Raw genomic sequence first — 20149 nt, forward strand, 5'->3', positions numbered from 1 at the left:
TAGTATTCGATAGCGGTGATAGTTATGATTGTATCTGACAGCGTGCTAATATAAGACATACATAAAAATAGGATAGGATAACAAGGATATGCTAATAGAATTTACGAAGATGCATGGTCTGGGCAATGATTTTATGGTCATCGATTTGGTGACTCAGCGCTTAGATTTGACCAAGGATTTGGTACAGTTACTGGGTGACCGTCATTTGGGTATTGGCTTTGATCAGCTGCTCGTCGTTGAGCCACCGATGCGTCCTGACGTTGATTTTAGTTATCGCATTTTTAATGCTGATGGGTCAGAAGTTGAGCAGTGCGGTAATGGTGCGCGTTGTTTTGCCCGTTTTGTGCAAGCGCGTAAACTGTCATTTAAACAGCGTTTGCGTGTTGAGACGGCAAGCGGCATCATTTCATTGACCACTGATCGTTACGGCTGGGTCGAAGTCGATATGGGTAAGCCGAAATTTGAACCAAGCGAGATTCCTTTTACCCCCAGAGCCACAACCAAAATTCAAAACGCCTATCATCTCGATGTAAATGGCACTCCTGTACAGCTTTATGTTGCCAATATGGGCAACCCGCATGCCGTTATCAAAGTTGATAACGTGCTCGATGCCGACGTTGAAACCTTAGGCAAAGCCATCGAATCGCATCCCGCCTTTCCCGACCGTGTCAATGTCGGCTTTATGCAAGTGATGAATCAGCGTCATATTCGTCTGCGTGTCTATGAGCGCGGTGTCGGTGAGACACAAGCCTGTGGTACTGGCGCTTGTGCCGCAGTAGCGGTTGGTATCCGCGAAGGCTGGCTCGATGAAGGCGAAGACGTGCGTGCGCAGCTTTATGGTGGCAGTATGATCATCAAATGGCAGCCGGGTTATTCAGTGATGATGACCGGTCCGACCGCCTTTGTTTACGAAGGCGTATTTAGCCCAGATGGTCTGATGGCGCAAGCGGGCATCAAGCCCAATCCAGAAGGCTAATGGATAATAGGGCTATGTCCAATAAAAACAATCATACGATGGAGCCTACCTCAGATTCTGAGGCAGAAGCATGGCTATCAGTCGAGCACGCCGCAGCTATAGAGTCGGATGATGCGTTACGTGATTTGTTAGCGCCCGTGCATCGTTGGCTTAATGTCTTGTCGGTGCGCAATCACTCGCCGCATACGTTGACCGCCTATTTTGCAGGACTGAATCAATTGGCACTATTTTTACGTGGGAAACGCCTGACGTGGACGCGCTGCGATAAGCGCCAATTAGCCCAGCATATTAGTCAACGCTTGGATGAAGACAAGCTGGCACTTGCCAGCGTCCAGCAAGAGCTGTCAGCCATTCGCCATTTTTATGGCTGGTTGATAGAAGAGAACTTGGCACGTATCAATCCAACGACTGGCTATCAGCTCAAACGTAGTCCTCGACCGCTGCCGTCTATCGCTGATGTTGATTTGCTCACTCAGCTGCTTGACCAAGAGATGCCTGACACACCCGAACAAGCGCGCTTATGGCTCCGTGATAAGGCGATGTTTGAATTGCTATACAGCAGCGGTCTGCGCGTAGGCGAGTTGGTCGCGTTGGATATGGCCGATGTGGATTTGTCAGACCTGCGCGTGCGCGTGACAGGTAAAGGCAATAAAACGCGTTTGGTGCCGTTAGGTATCAAGGCAGCAGAAGCGATTAGCCGTTATCTACCGCATCGTAATCTGTGGGTGGAGCAAATGGACAGCGCATTATTTATTAGTGAAAAATTGGGTACGCGTTTATCGACACGGGCAGTGCAGCAGCGTCTCAAGGTTGCGGCTACCCGTGCCGGCATCGCACAAAATATGTATCCGCATCTATTGCGTCATTGTTTTGCCTCGCACATGCTGTCGGGCAGTGGCGATTTGCGCGCGGTGCAAGAAATGCTTGGGCATAGCGATATCAGTACCACGCAAATTTATACCCATGTCGATTTTGCTAAGCTCACGCAAGTCTATGATCGCGCTCATCCGCGCTCGACTCATACACGGACCGAAGAAAACAACACCTAATATTCGATATTCAATACTTACTATTCAATATTGAAATTGACTTACGCCAAACGATGACAATCAAAAATGGGCATTTTTTGGCGGCCTTGCTGTTGAGTCTGTTTATCTAAGGTTGCCAAGATCAAAGCATAATCTTGGTTTTTTTCGTTACCCGTGGTTTTATCTAGTGCACTCGCATCATAGCTGTTAATAATCGTGCCATCAAAAGCTGTGATAGTGGTATGCCCCCACGTTTGACGGATATCACCGTTTTTATAAACATGGTCGCCGCCTTGTGCTGCACCAATGACCATGCACTGACTGTCTAACGCCCGTGCGCGAAGTAACAGCGACCAGTGTGCTTGCCCCGTTAAATAAGTAAATGCCGATGGCGCACTTAATATGTCAGCGCCTGCTTGACGTAAGCGCTGTGGCAATGCAGGAAAGCGTAGATCAAAGCAAATCATCATACCCAGTTGATAGACAGCATGATCACTCTCTACTGTTGCAACTACAGTCTGTGTACCGGGCTCAAACGTCGCCGCTTCATTATAGCTGCCATGTTTATCTGCTACCGTCGCCGTGAATAGGTGAATTTTGTCATAGCGTGCCACTCGCGTACCATCAGGGGCAAATAGCTGACTGACTTGGCGCAGTCTGCCATCAGGCACGATGACGCCATCAGGGCGATAAGGGCAGGGCAGTGAGCCTGCCAGCACATAGACACCGTAAGTACTGGCATAGTCTGCTATCGTCGCTGATAGCGAATCAAAGCGTTCTGCGGTGGCAAATTGCTCGCCCATGCTACAGCAGTTTTCTGGTAAGACAACAAGGTGAGCACCTTGATGACTGGCATCGCTGATGGCAGCTTTTATAGCCGCTACGTTTTTTTCGATGTCTTGCTGGCTATTCATTTGAATCGCAGCAGTGACAAGGTGCAGTTTATTTGCTTGGTCATTCATCGTATTATTCTCGGTTAATGTTAAGAGTGATTCAATTTGCTCAAAGGTTTTGTGTCATGTACCTTGTGTTTTTTATACAGTCTTATTATGATCAACAAGATTTGGTTATTTATTCTTTAGCAGTTCATGCTAAAACGGTCAAATTTATAGGATTTTATAAGTAGAGAGCAATAAGCGTATTGGGTCGTCTATAAATTATCATAGCAAAATTGCCACGAAAAATGCTATCGTCATGTCCTGATAACGTTAAATCGCTACTTTAAGTGGCAACATATATAGACTATCACCAGTATCGGAGTGTAATAAGCCACCCATGAGTATGTCTTTCGGATTGGCGACCACGCTGAGCACCTCACAAAAACTGACCCCGCAAATGCAGCAAGCCATTAAATTGCTGCAACTCTCTAGTCTTGAGCTTGCGCAAGAGGTTCAGGCCAAGCTGGATAGTAATCCATTGCTTGAACGTATTGAGGATGATGAAGATGAATACGATTATGGCAGCGGCGATAGAGTAGATGAGTCATTGACACTTGATAGCTGGAACCAGAGTACTGATACTGATTCATTTAGCGTAACCTCTGAGAGTAATACCCACAACTCTGAACAAGATGAAGACTTTAGTGACAGCTTGGACAAATTACAGCAAGCCAGTATCGATGATGGTGCCATAGATAATCATATTATGGATAGTGACGACTATAGTAGCTTTGAAAATAGTACTGATAGCAGCAATTATGCATCTACGGCAAGCAGTTCGGGGAGCAAAAGTGACGAGGATTTTGACAGTTATCAAGGTGGCACTTCTGCCACCATACAAGACCATGTGCGCTGGCAGCTGAACTTTAAGCATCTCTCAGAAGCGGACATGTTGATTGCAACCTATCTGATGGACTCTATGGATGACATGGGTTTTGTGCGGCTTGATATCGATGAGCTGTTGCAAAGCTTCGATACGATGGCAAGTTTTTATCAATGGGATGAATCTGTTGAGCACGATGAAGTCATGGCTGTTTTACGTGTTATTCAGTCTTGCGATCCGCTGGGTGTCGGGGCGCGAAATCTCAGTGAGTGCCTAGCGATTCAGTTGTCCAAGCTCGATGCAAATACTGACCATCTAAAAGAAGCGCAAGCATTATTGTCAGCCAGTGAGCATTTGGTGAGCAATAACATCAAAGCATTGACTGAGCGGACTGGACTCGCGCCTGCACAGATTACCCCCGCGCTTAACTTACTGCGTACTTTGAATCCGTCACCTGGATTGCTGTTTCAAAGCAGTCAACCAGACTATACTCAGTCGCCAGCCAGCTATGATATTCCTGATGTTTTGGTCACGCCTATACGTCACTATCAGAGTCAGACGAGTTCAGATACATCGACGCAGGAGGACGGCTGGAATGTGCGCCTCAATCCTGACACCATGCCAAAGCTAAGAGTCAATCAAGAATATGCCAATTTGGTGAAGCGCGGTGATGACAGCCCCGACAATCAATATCTGCGTGAAAACCTCACCGATGCCCGCTTGTTTATTCGTAGTATCGAAGAGCGTAATCAAAACCTATTAAAAGTGGCAACCAGTATCGTGCGTTATCAGCAAGATTTCTTGCAGCATGGCGCAACTGCCATGCAACCCCTTATTCTAAAAGCCATTGCGGAAGAAGTGGATTTGCACGAATCGACCGTTTCACGTCTAACCACCAGTAAAACAATTTTGACGCCGCAGGGATTGTTTTCACTCAAGCATTTCTTTTCATCTCATGTTAGCAGTACCGACGGCGATATTTCATCGACTGCCATTAGCGCCATGATTAAGCAACTGATAGCCGATGAAGATGCCAAAAAGCCATTATCTGACAGTCGGATAAAAGATTGTTTATTATCCGAAGGTATCGATATCGCCAGAAGAACCGTGGCCAAATATCGTGAAGCAATGAATATTGGCTCGTCTACTCAGCGTAAACAGAAATATTAAATGTCACAATTCAATGACTTAAGAGAAAAATCGTGCTATCGCTAATATATTTGTTGGTAAATATAAAAAATAAAATTTTCTGATTATATAGAAACATTAAGGAAACAACCGTTTTTATTACATTTAATTACACTTTACTGTCTTGCTACTATTCGATATTCATGACAAATTAGAGTCATACCAACAACGAAATCTAAGTGTCGATTTAGCGTATTTACTTATCTCATTAATCAAAATGACAACGAAAGGACACGTTCGATTTTTGCTAAAAGTATCGATTACTAAAGGCGCTGATCAATAAAGACACACCATTCATTGTTGGTAAGGCAGGGTGAAAAAGCAGGAATGCTGGCTCATCTGTTGATTGTAAGTAACAACGCAAGCAACAACGTAGGCAACAATGTAAGTCATAATAAAAGGACAACAATATGAATGTTTCTATCAGTGGTCACCATATCAGTGTTACCGACGCTATGAACGCAGCTGTTCAAGAAAAACTTGATAAAATTGGTCGTCATTTTGATCAAATTCAAAGTATTCAAGTCATTTTATCATTAGATAACAGCGGTGCTATAAAGAGCCATAAGGCTGAAGCGATTATGCGAGTCTCGGGTAAAGAGATGTTTGTCCAAGCGCTTGACGATGATATGTATAAAGCCATTAACGAGATGGCAGACAAACTTGATAGACAAGTACGCAAGTACAAAACCAAGTTGGAGAGCAAAAAGACTCAGGGTGCTGGGCGTGATGGACGCTATGAAGAGCTGATGACAGACGATGCTGCTCCAGCAGTTTAATGTTATAGAGTTTAGGATATTTAAAGGTTAATGATTACTGGCTGATGAAATAATAAATAGTATAAGTAGCCGCATTTTTAGATATCTCTAAATGACATTGCCTAAAACGGAAAAAGACCTCGAACATTTGCTATGTTGAGGTCTTTTTTATGAGCAATTATTTTTTTAAAAACTCACCTTTAAATACATTTCTTTAAGCACATTTGTTTTCAAATCAACAGATCATCATTTTAGCTAATTAGCCACCACCGACTGCTTGCACCACTTCGATATTCATACCTTCAGCGATACTTAATTGAGCAAGCTCACTCTTTGGAATCAGTTCACCATCGACTTCTACTGCATAACGACCTTGGCTAAGACCAAGCTCATTGATGACCAATTGCACGGTCTGATGGGTAGTCTGTAGTGTCTTACCATTAACGATAATGGTACTCATAAAATATACTCCTTAATGATTTTTTATCCTTTTGTGCGTACTAAGGCGTGTTCTCATTTTTATCTCTATTTTCAAAATGAGGATATGCTATAGAGTGCAACTTACTTATCGTTTGATCGATTGATTATTTTGTGACCAATTTGTTCATCTTAAATGATGACACTGCTAACCATAGCCAACCTGCAATCATTAGTACGCCGCCGATAGGCGTAATCGCGCCAAACCAAAGTGGTGCGCCAAGTGTCATTGCATATAAGCTACCAGCAAATATTATAATGCCAATTTGTAGTAGCCATGCAGTAGTTTGCGTGGCATATCTCAGGCGAATCAACAGACCAACCAGTAATAAACCCAGCGCGTGTATAAATAAATACAGTGTTGCAGTGTGCCACCATTCGAGTTGTTGCAAACTGGCGATATTTTTTAAGCCATGCGCTCCAAACGCTCCTAAAGCGACGGCGATGGCCATATTGATCGCCGCAATACCTATCCAATTTAACATGACAAACTCGTATTATCTAAAAACTACCGCTGGTGAAAGACAGGCACTACTGATAGGTAATTGCTACTGAATATCGTCTGGCAAAATAACGCTATCAATGGTCATTGCCTCGCGGATTTTGTCCATGGCATTTTTTTCGATTTGGCGTACGCGTTCTGCTGAGATAGAGTAGACGGCTGCCAATTCGTGTAAGGTTGATTTTTGCTCAGAGAGCCAGCGTTGCTCCACGATATCGCGTGAGCGCTCATCAAGGGTATCCATTGCCGCGATCAATGCAGATGAGTTACTTTCTTCCCAATCTGCTTCTTCTAACTGCTCGGCAGGATCGATACCATCTTCTAAAAATAGCTGCGGTGCATAACGTCCATCGTCGTCATCGCTAGATTGCGCCTCAAACGAGGCGTCATAAGAGGTAAGCCGCGACTCCATTTCTAACACTTGCTTGCGTGTGACATTTAAGTCTTTGGCAATGGCATCAGCCTCTTCTAGCGTGAGCTGGTTGTTGGTTTTTTTGAGACTACGTAAGTTAAAGAACAATTTACGGTGCGCTTTGGTGGTCGCGACTTTGACAATGCGCCAGTTACGAATCACAAATTCATGAATTTCTGCTTTAATCCAATGCACTGCAAATGACACCAAACGCACGCCCTTATTCGGGTCAAAGCGTTTTACAGCCTTCATTAGTCCCAGATTGCCCTCTTGGATTAAGTCTGCTTGCGGCAAACCATAACCCGAGTAGCTGCGGGCAATATGAATCACAAAACGCAGGTGCGACATCACGAGCAAACGCGCTGCTTCTACATCGCCTTCGTCATAATAGCGATGCGCCAGCTCTTGCTCTTGGATTGGTGTCAAAATTGGGATTTGGTGCACCGTGTTGATATAAGCGCCCAAATTGACCCCAGGCGCTGACAAATGAGTCGGCATCGCTGGCACTAAGTCGCGCGTACTGGTATCACCTAAGGCGCTAGCATCATAAGGTGGACGTTGGGCGGCAGCTTTTAATGCGGCATCACGTGCTTCGTTTTTTATAGGAGCTGCCTCATCTTTTTTATTCGTTTTTGCCGTATCAGTAGAATTATTAGCCATATTCTTGACCTTGATTAAATAGTGACGCAAATAGTCAGATAAAAATCTTTATAGTTGTAATTGTAAAGGATAGCGACACTTAGTTGCTATCAGTTTTAGTAATGATGAAGTGATATATTGTATCGAAACGCTGTGCTGATAAGCTATCCGCTGATGGCTGATCCGTCATGCTATTAACGATTAATCGCAGTTGACTTGCGGCATTTGCTTGCTGGCTTTGTTGACAAAAAGCGGTGATATCAGCCTGTGAGTTGGCATCAGTTGCGACCACATATAATGAACCGCCAGCTGTGACGTCACGTAGTGCTACTTTGGTTTTTAACAGCGGCATTGGACAAGCAAGTCCGCGACCATCGACGAAACGTTGGAGATGAATGGGCTGCGTTTCATTCGCCTCATGATCTATAGTGACAGTATGCGCTGGTAACAAGTCTAACAGGTTGTTGATGTCTTGCTGCTCAGTATCAGACAAATCTGCTGATAAGTTTATAGAATAAGGCGAATATACGGTGGTTGACTGACGATCAGCAGACATAAAATAAACCTTATAAATATTTTGGTTTGTACTAGGGCGTGTCCTCAATTCAATCGATTACTTTCTAAATGGGCTAAAAATAGCTAAATTTTGCCAAACATCGTCAAATAGCTTCTTAATATCTCGATATTATGTGCGCTATCTTCCTTGTTTGACGGCAATTTATCTCATTTTTATCACCATTTTTAAAATGAGGACACGCCCTAGATTGTATTGAACATTCACAAACACGCAATGACAGTGCCTGTTATTCCTAAAAGACACTCGGCAGTGACCAGATCCTATAGTCGTGAAATGCCATTATACCAAATAGCCGATATGTAGTTGAAGTTGAATATAGTCAACGTCACATTCAGTTCATTAGAATCACATATAGTGTGTTCAAGATAATTTAGATACAAGGAAGGCGAGCAAAAGTACTAAAAATAGTAGACTGCGCGCGCCTGACACCACGCCCATTTTATATGGGATTGACTAAAGCCATGTTGCACAATAGTGACGGACAGCTGAGTTATTGGTAGTCGAATGCAGACTAGAATTGACCTTATATCAGCAAGCTCGTATAGTCGAAAAACGTTTAGTCAAAAAATCAGTCGAAAAGACCTTACTTCAAAAACAGTATCATTACTCACTTGCATAGGATACGTACTTGAACCATTTTAATAGACAATCGATACTTGGTAATGCGCCCATGACTCAGGAAAAAAAATGTAAAAGTGCAGCGCGTTCGATGGCATTATCGAGCGCTATTAAATTGGCGTTGTCGGCGATACTAATGACGATGACCACTGCTGCCATGAGCGAGGATAGTCTTAATAATGCTAATACGAGCAGCAAAGCGATGGCATCCAATTATAATTCATGGCAAACCACCGGCTCAGAAGAGTTAAATCTGCCCAATTTGCGCGGACAAGGCTTGAGCTTCGCTGAGCAATATCAAAACAAATTGCTTGGCGAATGGTCGTTACGGAATGTCAATGGTCGTATCAAAATGGAGCATGATCCTTGGATTCAAGAAACGGTCAAAGACATGACTTGGCGTCTCAATGCGCAAGCAAGGCAGCAAGCGCCGATGGGTTTGGTTATCATTGATAACCCAAGTATCAATGCCTTTGCAGCACCAGGCGGTGTCATTGGACTCAATACAGGGACGATTCTGGCCGCCAGCAGTATGGATGAGCTTGCCAGTGTGGTGGCGCATGAAGTTGCTCACATCAGTCAGCGCCATTACGAAAGTGGTGCTGATGAGCGCAAAAAGGCCTTGCTGATGCAGATAGGCGGTATGCTGGCAGCGATTGCAGCATCAGCGGTCGATGGTGATGCAGCGGCGGCAGTGATGATGGGTAGCCAAACGGCAACGATGAACAGCACGATGGCATTTAGTCGAAATAATGAGCGCGAGGCCGATCGGGTGGGCATGCAAATAATGACCCAAGCAGGCTATGACCCAAGGGCGATGCCGCGATTCTTTGCCACAATGAATCAACGCAGCCAGCTCAACCAAGTTGAAAATCGATTTTTACCAAGCTTCGTACGCTCGCATCCACTCAGTAACGAGCGCTTAAGTGAAGCACAAAGTCGTGCCCAGCATTATCCCTCATTGTCACTAAATCAGCAGCAACGCCATCAGGCTTTATTTGATCTGCTCTACTGGCGTGTCCAAAGTACGGGTAAACATGCCTCAGAGACAGTGCTAATGACGGCTGCTAAAAATAGCGTAGGTGCCAAATTGGCTCTGATGAACTGGTATGGCGAACAGCAACGCTTTACAGAGGCAAGCGATTTACTGGCTGAAATCAATCGACTGCCGCCTACGCAGCGCCAAAATTTAGAGCCTTTACTATCGATTACTCATAGCCAAATTCTAACGGAGCAGAATAAATGGTCACAAGCGGCGGACGTATTAGCCAGCCAGCAGCGTGTTTACCCTGAGCGTCGTGATCTGCGTCTTTATTTGGCAGAAGCGCTCACCAATAGCAATCAGCCAATCAAAGCCCAAGCACTACTCAAGCCACTGACCGAGCAGCAGCCAAGCGACCGTTATGCTTGGCAAAGTCTGCAACTGGCCAATGAAAAACTGGCAAAAACGACCGACTCTGCGTCCCTGAAAAATATTGCCACTATTAACGCGCTACGCTATCGCAGTCATGACCAACTATGGAGTAGTCGTTACGAGAGTGCATTGACGTCACTCACCCAAGCCAAACAACTGGCGGAAAAACTACAAACCACGGCTCAAGCCAGTAGCGCCCGTCCATTACTTGCCAATATTAATGCAGAAATCAAAGCAGTAAAAACCGCCAAAGACTTTGAGCCTTAGGCGGTTATTTTTACGATGTCGTCATTAGCTTTTGAGGACACTAATTACTAGCCTTGCAGCGCATCTTTCACCAGCTTAGAGATGAGCGCAGGGTCTGCGCGTCCTGCGGTTTTGTTCTTTAATACACCCATCACACTGCCCATGTCACGCATAGAGGTTGCGCCTTGTGCCACGATTTCCGCATTGACCAAGGCCGCAAGTTCAGCATCATCCATTTGTTTTGGCATAAACTCATTGATGATATCAATCTCAAACTGCTCTTTGGTCGCTAAATCATCACGATTGTTTTCGTTAAAAATAGTCAATGACTCATGGCGTTGTTTTAGCTGCTTTTGCAGTATATCTAAGACTTGCGCATCATCAAGCTCTATTTGACGGTCAATCTCAATTTGCTTGATAACCGCTTGCACGTTACGCAGTACTTTGACACGCTCAAGCTCACGCGCTTTCATAGACACTTTGACATTGTCTGATAAAGTCTGTTTAAGTTGGCTCATTGTTATTATCCTTATTTGTTAAGAGGTATTTATTCAAATTTTTAAGCAATAATAATAAAAATTGTAGCATAAAAAACGCCACTGATATCAATGGATAACAGTGGCGTTAATGTAGCACTTGTACTTAATTAATCGAATTATCGATTAGTACATACGAGTGGTACGAATAGTTTCGCGTTGTAATTTTTTCTTATAACGCTTTACGGCAGCAGCTTTTTTACGCTTACGTACTTGCGTTGGTTTTTCATAAAACTCACGCTTACGTACGTCTGATAATACGCCAGCTTTTTCGCAAGCACGCTTGAAACGACGGATAGCGATGTCAACTGGTTCGTTTTCTTTAACCTTAACTGCAGGCATGAAGACTCCTCGATTAGGATGAGATATAAGGGCATTAGTCTGGCTGTGTATTAGTATTTAGCCGTAATATCTCAAGATTACAGGCATCAGCTCAAACTAGGATAATCTTGCGCATGAGCACAAGGGCAAGTATTTTAATAAAAAATGTCAGTTAAGTCAATGATTTTAGCACATTAATCCATATTTATCATTAAGTTGCAAGGGGCAATGCGCAGAGACAATTTTAAAAGTAGTTAGAACGCAGGTTTTTGCTCCAGCTTTAATGAAACTATAAATGCAAAGTATAAAATTACTATGAATAAAAAACCCTACTGTCTATAACGGTTTGGTTGGAGTTTATGCTATGATAATTTGCATATAATAGTCAGCATATTAACCATTTTATGTGTATTTTATTGAGGATGTTGGAATGAAAAAAACAGGACTAAATACAGCGCTAAGCACCGCATTTATCATTGCTCTTGGCTTTGGCATTAGCGCTTGTAGTGGTGAAAAAGAAGGCGAATCACACGAAGTATTGGCAAAAGATCGCGTTGATGAAGCCGCTGAGCTGGCTCGCAAAAACGCACCTGAAGCTGAAAAAATGGAGTTCCCAGAAACGGCTCCAGCGCCAGTAACTGAAGCTGAGGGCACAGTAGATGGTGCTGCAACTGCTGAAGCAGGGACGACTGCTACTGATATGACAGATGCAACGGATAGCGATGTTGCTGTCGCTGACAGTGCAGATATGCCAGCTAGTAGTGCAGATGTGCCAGCTGCTGCTACGGCGGCAACGCCTACTGCTGACGCTGAACCAGCTACGAACTAATCACGGTTTGTGTGTTGATAGGTTTTGAATTTATGCGCTGTCATAAACAGTCGCTAACATGAAATATCGAATAGAGGTGTGATCATGATAAGTAAACAGCAGCGTATGAATAAACTGGTCTTATCTGCTATCAGTTTAAGTGCGCTATTAGCAATCACTGCTTGTAGTAGTGACAATGCAGCGGTCGAAGAGCCAGCTGTTGCCAGTGAATCTGCCGATACAACGGTAGTGGTAGAAGACGCGCCTATAGTCGAACCTGAGGTCGTTACGCCTGAACCTGTGGCAGATACCGAGACGACGGTCATTGAAGATAAGCCAGTGCAGGAAATCTCTGCGGAGCCAGAAGTGTTGGCTGCGGATGCAGGCGCCAAACTTTATGAGACCAACTGTAAGGTTTGTCATGAAGGCGGGCTGCTGAACGCGCCTAAATACGGTGATAAAGCCGCGTGGGAGCCGCGTCTGGCTAAAGGCACAGAGACGCTGCACATGCATTCGGCAAAAGGCTTTAATAAGATGCCAGCCCAAGCCACCGATAAGGTCAGTGAAGCCCAAGTTTACGCAGCTGTAGATTACATGATTGAAGCAGTTAGTTGATCCGGTATATTAAGAGATATTGACCATTGAAATTTGTTAAACTGACCGTCATTGTGTCTGACAATGGCGGTTTTTTTTATGCACGTTTTTTGGCAGATACTAGGGCGTGTCCTCAATAATTCAATCGATTAACCTCTAAATGGGCTAGAAATGGCTAAACTTTGTCAAACATCGCCAAACATTGTCAAATAGCTTATTAATATCTCGATAGTATTTACGCTGCTTTCCTTGTTTGACGGCAATTTATCTCATTTTTATCACCATTTTTAAAAAGACGACACGACCTAAAAGATAGCAGCGTTGTAAAAATAATACGCAGACCAAAGTATGATAAAGGCAAAAATATGAAAGTATTGGGTTTAGAGACTTCTTGTGATGAGACAGGTCTGGCGATTTTTGACAGTGAGCAGATGAATAGTGGCAATCAAGGGCTGGTTGGACAAGTTCTGTATTCACAAATAGAGCTGCACGCACTGTATGGTGGCGTTGTGCCTGAGCTTGCCAGCCGCGATCATATTCGTAAGTTGGTGCCTTTGCTTAATGAGTTGTTAGAGCAGTGTAATGTGAAGAAAAGCGAGATTGATGCCATTGCTTATACCAAGGGACCCGGACTCATTGGCGCTCTGATGACGGGCGCATTATTTGGGCGAAGTTTGGCGTATGGTTTGGATATCCCTGCCATTGGCATCCATCATATGGAAGGACATCTGCTCGCACCGCTGATGGGTGCCAATCCACCCGCCTTTCCGTTTGTTTCGTTATTGGTCTCAGGTGGGCATACATTACTCATCGCCGCACGTGGTGTCGGGCAATATGAGATACTGGGTGAGTCGATCGATGATGCCGCAGGTGAATGCTTTGATAAAGCCGCCAAAATGTTAGGTTTGCCCTATCCGGGTGGTCCCAATATTGCCAGATTGGCTGAAACAGGCAACCCAACTGCTTACAATTTGCCAAGACCCATGCTACATCGCGGATTAGATTTTTCTTTTAGTGGTATGAAAACCGCCGTGCATAACCTTATTAAAGACACCGATGGTTCAGGTGGCTCAGGGAATAATACGGACAGCGATCCGCAAGTTCGCGCCGATATCGCCGCCAGCTTTCAGCATGCAGTCGTCGATACGCTAGTGCGAAAGTGCGTGAAAGCACTAAAGCAAGTAGAGATGAGTCGATTGGTGATTGCGGGCGGTGTCAGTGCCAACACTCATTTGCGTGAAACTTTGGAGAGTGAGCTTGCCAAGATAAATGCCACTGTGCATTATGCGCCGCCTGCATTATGTACTGATAATGGGGCGATGATTGCTTATGCTGGTTATGAGCGCTTGCAGGCAGGGCAGTCTGATGATTTAGCGGTGAGCTGTGTGCCGCGTTGGCCGATGACTGAGCTACCAGCAGTGTAAGACGGCTTTGCTCAATACTAATACTATCTCCGTTAACCTTTATTAAACCTAAGGATGAACTATGCAGTGGCTTGCTATTGGACTAGGGGCTGCCATTGGGGCTTGCCTGCGGGCATGGTTGGCTCGCTTTAATCCGCTGCACCACTGGATACCCCTTGGGACGCTTGGTGCTAATGTATTGGGTGGACTATTAATAGGGTTGGCACTGGTGTGGTTTGAGCGCGTGGGCAGCAGTTTATCGCCCAATGTCCGACTATTTGTGATTACCGGTTTTTTGGGCGGATTGACCACTTTTAGTACTTTTAGTGCAGAAGTTTTTACCTTTATCAATGCTGGTAAACTACTAGCAGGTTTGGGATTGGTTGGGCTACATGTGGGACTGACGTTACTAGCAACCGCTATCGGATTTTACTTCTTTAAGCTGGTTTTATAAGCTTTGATAGATGCCATTCGCATAATGGTCTAATATAAGTGGTTCCATTATACCAGTCTGTTTTAAGTGGTCTATTAATTGATTAATCAGCCTAATTAGGTGGTTCCGTTGGGGTATACCCAGAACTCTATTCTTGGTTCAGTAGTCGATAGTTATCACATCCAGCTTGATTTCCACCATCACAGGTCTTACCAAATATTTCTTTAGCTTTAGCCTTGTTTTGGCGAACCCCATAGCCTTTGAAGTACATCCGACCAAGGTTGTTTTGCCCATCAAAATTTCCTTGATTAGCTGCTTTTTGATACCACTTAAATGCCTTTTTATAATCTTGACGGACGCCAAGACCCTCGAAATACATAAAACCAAGATTATTTTGTGAGCTGGCTGCCCCTTGATTAGCTGCTTTTTGATACCATTCAAGTGCCTTTTTATAATCCTTACCTGCGCCATAAGTACCATAACCTTTGTGATATGTCACACCAAGATTATGTTGAGCTTTAACATTTCCTTGATTAGCTGCTTTCTCCCACCATTCAATCCCCCTTTTATAATTCTTAGTGGTTCCATCGCCATGAAAATACATTCCTCCAAGATCAGATTGAGCATCAATATTTCCTTGACTGGCTGACTTCTGCCACCACTCAAACGCCTTTTTAGAATCCTTGACACTACCAAAACCACCGAAATACTCTGCTCCAACAAGATACTGAGCCTTAGCATCACCTTGCTCTGCTAGTACTTCCAGTGGATTGCTAATATTTTTAAATTTCATAGATGTAGCTAGCTCTTGAGCTAAACTTGCTTGATCTTGAGCTAAATCTGCTTGATATTGAGCTAAATGTATTTCGTCTTCATTAGCTGTATTTGCTTGCGCTTGGGCTATATCTGCCTCAGCCCGAGCTATATCTGCATCTGTTTTTGGGTACGTTACAGGTTTCACAGGATTAAATATCGTTGAACCTTCAGCCGGTATGGTCGCTGATGCGAAGGCTAATATTTCAGCATCTGATAATGGTGAGGCAGTGGCTAATATAGAAAAAAATACTGATACTATAAAAATTACTAGCTTGTATATGACTGAGTTTTTCAGCAGTGACATGGCAAGTCTCTATTTATAAAGTTGGAAGGTTGTAAAGTTAATAACATGTTAGCAGGTATATTTTAGAGCTGTCGGCTCGGTGGCTTTTTTGTGCTAATTTTCATTTAATATAAGACCCATTATTGGAATATGTTCAATGCCTGTTATGTACACTACGAAGTACACTGGAATTATTTCCATAATTCAAACTCTTATTATCATTAGCACACAGCCGAACCTTCAAGTCCTCACTAGGGTACCGTTATTTACCATAACGCTCGTCATAGCGTAAGAGAGCGGATGATATTTCTTAACTGGAATAATTTAGTAGATAGTGAAATACTACACCGGCTTCACAATACCTTCTAACAAATTCGCAAATCCTTGCATATAAGCGGTATCTTGGCTTGATGTGCGCGTCGCTGCATATAGCTGACAATGCACACCCGTACCCAATGGACGCGAGACGACCCAGCCTTTTTTCTCATATTCAGCAACCACCCAATCAGGTAACGCCGCCACACCGCGTTCACTAGCAACCAATTGAATCAGCATCGCCGTCAACTCTGTAGTGCGAATACTATCAAAGCTTACTTGCGCAGGGGTCATAAAGTTGGCAATAATATCGAGACGCTTGGCTTCCACTGGATACGCAATCAGGGTTTCATTGGTTAAGTCATCTGGCTCAATAAATTTCTGCGCCGCCAAATCATGCGTTGGTGATAGCACCAAGCGACTTTCATACTCAAATAACGGCTGATAGCTGATACCGTCTATCGGTAAATCGCTGGTGGTAATGAGTAAATCAATATCACCTTCCATCAATAAGTGGTGCGGCTCTGGCTCAAAACCAGTCGCAAAATCTAGCTCTACATCAGACCATTCGCGGCGGTAATGATTGAGTATCGGCATTAGCCAATCGAAGCAACTGTGACATTCAGAGGCTAGCCGTAATCTACCCGCTTGACCGTGAGCTAAGCGTTTAAGGTTGGATTTGGTACGAGTGACCTGCGGCATGATGCTATCTGCCAATGCCAATACCGTCTTGCCAGCTGGCGTAAAAGTCAGCGGGCGTGTTCGGCGATTGACCAAGCTGATATCGTAATAATTTTCCAGCTCTTTTAGCTGATGCGAGACCGCAGACGCTGTGACGTGCAATTCATCGGCAGCCGCCGCCAATGAGCCATGCGCTCGTAGCGCGGTTAAGGTATTGAGATGACGAAGCTCTAACATAAGACAACCTAACCGCTAAAGTGAGAAAAATTCATTATAATCGATATAGCGCTGATTTTCATTCAAAGTCCGATTTTTAATCAGCAATATTAAATGAGCAGCGATAAATTAGCGTCGACGCAATAATAGCTGCGAAATAATGACCAATATCAGCGAGGCAACCAATAAAATCGTCCCAATGGCATTGACCTCTGGTTTGAGTCCTACCCGTACCATCGAATAAATTCGTAGCGGTAAAATCTCATAACTGGGCCCCGTGACAAAGGTAGAAACCACTACATCATCAAGCGATAAGGTAAAGGCGAGCAACCAACCTGCCATCACTGCGGGCAGAATGACAGGAATGAGCACGGTACGCACCATCGTTGATTCACTAGCACCCAAGTCGCGTGCGGCTTCCATCAAGCGTTCATCCAGACTGCTCAATCGTGCAAACACCGTGATGACTACAAACGGTAAGCAAAAAGTAATGTGCGCAAGTAACAGCGAGACGAACCCTAATTGCAACCCTATTAATAAGAATAATGCCAATAATGAAATAGCGAGTACAATTTCAGGCGACATCATTAATACAAATAACAACCCATTTAATAAGCCTTTACCGCGAAAGTTATACCGATGTAGCGCGAGAGCAGTTAGCGTTCCTATCAAAGTTGAGACGGTGGCTGCGACCAATCCTAATACAATAGAATGCCAAAAAGAATCGAGCATCGCTTGGTTATTCAACAGCGACTCATACCACTTTAAGCTAAAGCCGCCCCAGTTATAGCCGACTTTTGATTTATTAAAGGACATGACGACTAAGACGATAATTGGCAAATACAGCATGGTATAAATGAGACCAAGATAGCCTTTAGCCGCGATACTGCCAATCTTAATAGACGATCTTTTTTTAGTTGCCGAGCTATTCAGTTGATGATTCAGTGAAATATCAGACATTAGGCCACCTCATTAAAGTCGGTCTTGCCAATGCGGCGACTACTGGCACGGTAGGCGAGTAATAATACTGCCATTGCTAGTGTTAATAACACGCTGGCAGCTGCGCCAAATGGCCAGTCACGCGCATCCAAGAATTGGTTTTTGATGATATTGCCGACCAATAAATTGCGTGAACCACCCAAAATATCTGCCACATAAAACATACCCATTGCAGGCAGCAGCACCAATAATACCCCTGAGATAATGCCAGGCGTCGTCAATGGCAATATGATATGCCAAAAAGTCTGGGTCTTTGATGCGCCCAAATCCTGTGAAGCGAGTAGCATGTCATTACGCAAATCGGTAAATACTGCGTATAACGGCAACACCATAAATGGGAACAATAAGTACGTCAAACCAGCAATCACCGCCACTTGCGTGTATAAAATATCAATCGGGGCATCAATGATACCGATTGCCAGCAGCGATTTATTAATCAAACCATTATTGGCAAACAGTAACTTGAGTGCATAAGTACGCACCAAAGAGTTGGTCCAAAATGGTAGGATTAACAGCATCATGAGTAGCGGCTGCCAACGCGTTTTGGCCTTGGCTATCAGCCAAGCAAAAGGGTAGCCAAGTAACAAGCAGATGATGGTTGTGATACCTGCCATCCATAACGAGTGAATAAATACGCCAAAATATAGCGGATCAATCATGCGTATATAGCTGTCGATGCTGACAGGTAAGCTAATAAAAGCACTGCTATCGCGGCTCAAAAAACTGACAGCGATGACTAAGATATTTGGCAATAGCGCAAATACCAGTAACCAACCCCAAATCAGCCAGAGCGTTACGGTACGAAAAGGACTCTTGCTGCCTAAGCTATGACCTGCCATCAGCTAATATCCTTTTGAGCAGCTAAACTGGCAGCTTGATGATTGGCTTCATCATCAAGCGTACCGTCTTCTGGTAGTACCCACTCCCAGCCATCGACCCATGATACTTTGACACCTTCATATAACTTGTAATCAAAGCTTGGATCATCCTCATCAAAGAATTCAGAAGCCTTAATAATGTGACCGTTTGCTAATTCAATAATCGAATCTAAGGTGCTACCTTTATAGTTGCTTTCAATCACTCGCCCGAGTAAGCCACCATGTTCTTTATCATTGGGGTCATAAATTCGTAAATCTTCAGGACGTAGCAATAAATTAACGATATCGCCCACTTGTACATCGTTAGCAAAATCAGGGCGGCGTAAATTGCGTAAGGTGGTCGGACCATCTTGCGCTTGTGCTTCACAAACTTCGACTTCGATACGGCCATTGGTCACGCGACCGTCGCGATCTGGTTGCTCAGGGTAAACGCCTTTGACTTCCGCTTTAAACAAATTGGTCTCACCGATAAACTTGGCGGTAAATAAATTCGCCGGCGTTTCATAAATCTCAATAGGCGTGCCGATTTGCTGAAAAGTGCCATCTTTCATCACGGCGATACGATCTGACATCGATAGCGCTTCTTCTTGATCATGGGTGACAAATACAAAAGTGATGCCAAGCTCTCGTTGCAGCCGTTTAAGCTCAGATTGCATTTGTAAACGCAGCTTATGATCGAGCGCAGATAGGGGCTCATCAAGTAGCAACAGTTTAGGACGATTGATGACGGCTCGTGCAATGGCGACACGCTGCTGCTGACCACCAGACAAGTCTTGTGGTCTGCGATTGGCTAAATGCTCCAGCTGTACCATGGCGAGCATCTCGCGCACGCGGGTTTGAATCTCATCTTTCGGTACTTTTTTGAGCTTAAGCCCGTAAGCAACGTTTTGCGCGACACTCATATGTGGAAACAAGGCGTACTGCTGAAATACTGTGTTCACGGGACGTTTATCCGCTGGCAAGCCTGCCATCTGCACGCCGTCTAGATAAATTGCCCCAGCATTTGGCTGCTCAAAACCAGCGATTAGGCGCAGTAAGGTTGTTTTACCGCAGCCTGATGGACCAAGTAGCGTCAAAAATTCACCGTGCTTGATATCAAGATTGATGTCTTTTAATACTTCAGTTTGATCATAGGTTTTTTTTAGACCAGTCAGTTGCAGTAGTACTTTGTCATCTTGAGCTGATGCAGAGGCTCTGTGCATATTTGGCGGTGAATTGGTCATAATATTTATTCCTACGTGTCCGACATCGCAGTACAGCTATTTATTTA

Annotated in this window: 21 protein-coding genes; 9 read left to right on the forward strand and 12 right to left on the reverse strand. The window is 44.3% G+C overall.

The features are described 5' to 3' along the window. Positions 1-88: 88 nt before the first annotated feature. Both dapF and JFC08_RS02155 read left to right on the forward strand, forming a co-directional pair. Positions 89-976 (forward strand): diaminopimelate epimerase, encoded by an 888-nt coding sequence (gene dapF / locus JFC08_RS02150; RefSeq protein WP_045443366.1) that lies wholly within the window; start codon positions 89-91, stop codon positions 974-976. A 14-nt stretch (positions 977-990) separates the two neighbouring features. Next, positions 991-2025, forward strand: a complete 1035-nt coding sequence (locus JFC08_RS02155) for a tyrosine recombinase XerC (RefSeq protein ID WP_198329551.1) — start codon at positions 991-993, stop codon at positions 2023-2025. Between the two features lie 41 nt (positions 2026-2066). Here the strand turns inward: JFC08_RS02155 and JFC08_RS02160 are convergent, their stop codons facing one another. Next, positions 2067-2966 (reverse strand): nitrilase-related carbon-nitrogen hydrolase, encoded by a 900-nt coding sequence (locus tag JFC08_RS02160; RefSeq protein WP_198329552.1) that lies wholly within the window; start codon positions 2964-2966, stop codon positions 2067-2069. Positions 2967-3279: 313 nt separating this feature from the next. Here JFC08_RS02160 and JFC08_RS02165 point away from each other — a divergent pair, with 313 nt between their 5' ends. After that, entirely contained in the window at positions 3280-4935 is a 1656-nt protein-coding gene (locus tag JFC08_RS02165) for an RNA polymerase factor sigma-54 (protein ID WP_198329553.1), read from the forward strand. Positions 4936-5363: 428 nt separating this feature from the next. Next, on the forward strand, positions 5364-5732 hold the full coding sequence (gene hpf, locus JFC08_RS02170) for a ribosome hibernation-promoting factor, HPF/YfiA family (RefSeq protein ID WP_045443369.1): 369 nt from the start codon (positions 5364-5366) through the stop codon (positions 5730-5732). 238 nt (positions 5733-5970) lie between these two features. On the opposite strand, the gene thiS is transcribed toward hpf, so the two are convergent. From thiS to JFC08_RS02190, 4 genes are all read right to left on the reverse strand, one after another. Continuing rightward, complete coding sequence (thiS, locus tag JFC08_RS02175) at positions 5971-6171, reverse strand: sulfur carrier protein ThiS (RefSeq protein WP_055123529.1); 201 nt, start codon at positions 6169-6171, stop codon at positions 5971-5973. 124 nt (positions 6172-6295) lie between these two features. Continuing rightward, positions 6296-6673, reverse strand: a complete 378-nt coding sequence (locus JFC08_RS02180) for a DUF423 domain-containing protein (RefSeq protein WP_198329554.1) — start codon at positions 6671-6673, stop codon at positions 6296-6298. A 63-nt stretch (positions 6674-6736) separates the two neighbouring features. Next, positions 6737-7600, reverse strand: coding sequence for an RNA polymerase sigma factor RpoH (gene rpoH, locus JFC08_RS02185; protein ID WP_198329691.1), 864 nt, complete (start codon positions 7598-7600; stop codon positions 6737-6739). Positions 7601-7841: 241 nt separating this feature from the next. Further along, positions 7842-8297 (reverse strand): sulfurtransferase TusA family protein, encoded by a 456-nt coding sequence (locus JFC08_RS02190; RefSeq protein ID WP_198329555.1) that lies wholly within the window; start codon positions 8295-8297, stop codon positions 7842-7844. Between the two features lie 649 nt (positions 8298-8946). Between JFC08_RS02190 and JFC08_RS02195 the strand changes: the two genes are divergently transcribed. Then, positions 8947-10617 (forward strand): M48 family metalloprotease, encoded by a 1671-nt coding sequence (locus JFC08_RS02195; protein WP_227697600.1) that lies wholly within the window; start codon positions 8947-8949, stop codon positions 10615-10617. Between the two features lie 47 nt (positions 10618-10664). On the opposite strand, the gene JFC08_RS02200 is transcribed toward JFC08_RS02195, so the two are convergent. Then, positions 10665-11114, reverse strand: coding sequence for a GatB/YqeY domain-containing protein (locus tag JFC08_RS02200; RefSeq protein WP_198329556.1), 450 nt, complete (start codon positions 11112-11114; stop codon positions 10665-10667). A 144-nt stretch (positions 11115-11258) separates the two neighbouring features. Beyond that, positions 11259-11474: a 30S ribosomal protein S21 gene (gene rpsU / locus JFC08_RS02205; protein WP_010195908.1), complete on the reverse strand. Its 216-nt coding sequence runs from the start codon at positions 11472-11474 to the stop codon at positions 11259-11261. A gap of 409 nt (positions 11475-11883) precedes the next feature. Here rpsU and JFC08_RS02210 point away from each other — a divergent pair, with 409 nt between their 5' ends. From JFC08_RS02210 to JFC08_RS02225, 4 genes are all read left to right on the forward strand, one after another. Further along, on the forward strand, positions 11884-12282 hold the full coding sequence (locus tag JFC08_RS02210; RefSeq protein ID WP_198329557.1) for a hypothetical protein: 399 nt from the start codon (positions 11884-11886) through the stop codon (positions 12280-12282). 84 nt (positions 12283-12366) lie between these two features. Further along, positions 12367-12876 (forward strand): c-type cytochrome, encoded by a 510-nt coding sequence (locus tag JFC08_RS02215; RefSeq protein WP_198329558.1) that lies wholly within the window; start codon positions 12367-12369, stop codon positions 12874-12876. Between the two features lie 344 nt (positions 12877-13220). Continuing rightward, the gene (gene tsaD, locus JFC08_RS02220) at positions 13221-14279 is read left to right on the forward strand and encodes a tRNA (adenosine(37)-N6)-threonylcarbamoyltransferase complex transferase subunit TsaD (RefSeq protein WP_198329559.1); all 1059 of its coding nucleotides are present in this window, start codon (positions 13221-13223) and stop codon (positions 14277-14279) included. A 61-nt stretch (positions 14280-14340) separates the two neighbouring features. Next, a complete protein-coding gene (locus JFC08_RS02225) occupies positions 14341-14712 on the forward strand; it encodes a CrcB family protein (protein ID WP_109591191.1) in 372 nt (123 codons plus the stop codon). 127 nt (positions 14713-14839) lie between these two features. Here JFC08_RS02225 and JFC08_RS02230 read toward each other — a convergent pair whose 3' ends face one another. The 5 genes from JFC08_RS02230 to potA all read right to left on the reverse strand — a co-directional run bounded on the left by JFC08_RS02230 (position 14840) and on the right by potA (position 20102). Next, entirely contained in the window at positions 14840-15811 is a 972-nt protein-coding gene (locus JFC08_RS02230) for a tetratricopeptide repeat protein (RefSeq protein WP_198329560.1), read from the reverse strand. 321 nt (positions 15812-16132) lie between these two features. Beyond that, positions 16133-17023: a LysR family transcriptional regulator gene (locus JFC08_RS02235; protein ID WP_045452563.1), complete on the reverse strand. Its 891-nt coding sequence runs from the start codon at positions 17021-17023 to the stop codon at positions 16133-16135. Between the two features lie 108 nt (positions 17024-17131). Further along, positions 17132-17962 carry a spermidine/putrescine ABC transporter permease PotC gene (potC, locus tag JFC08_RS02240; RefSeq protein WP_198329561.1) on the reverse strand — a complete coding sequence of 277 codons (831 nt, stop codon included), beginning with the start codon at positions 17960-17962 and terminating at the stop codon, positions 17132-17134. Beyond that, positions 17962-18840, reverse strand: coding sequence for a spermidine/putrescine ABC transporter permease PotB (gene potB / locus JFC08_RS02245; protein WP_198329562.1), 879 nt, complete (start codon positions 18838-18840; stop codon positions 17962-17964). Before potB ends, potC begins: the two co-directional genes overlap by 1 nt. Then, positions 18840-20102 carry a spermidine/putrescine ABC transporter ATP-binding protein PotA gene (gene potA, locus JFC08_RS02250; RefSeq protein ID WP_198329563.1) on the reverse strand — a complete coding sequence of 421 codons (1263 nt, stop codon included), beginning with the start codon at positions 20100-20102 and terminating at the stop codon, positions 18840-18842. The genes potB and potA overlap by 1 nt, the downstream gene beginning before the upstream one ends. Positions 20103-20149: the final 47 nt, after the last annotated feature.

This window comes from Psychrobacter cibarius, from assembly GCF_016107535.1.
GTDB classification, from domain to species: domain Bacteria; phylum Pseudomonadota; class Gammaproteobacteria; order Pseudomonadales; family Moraxellaceae; genus Psychrobacter; species Psychrobacter cibarius.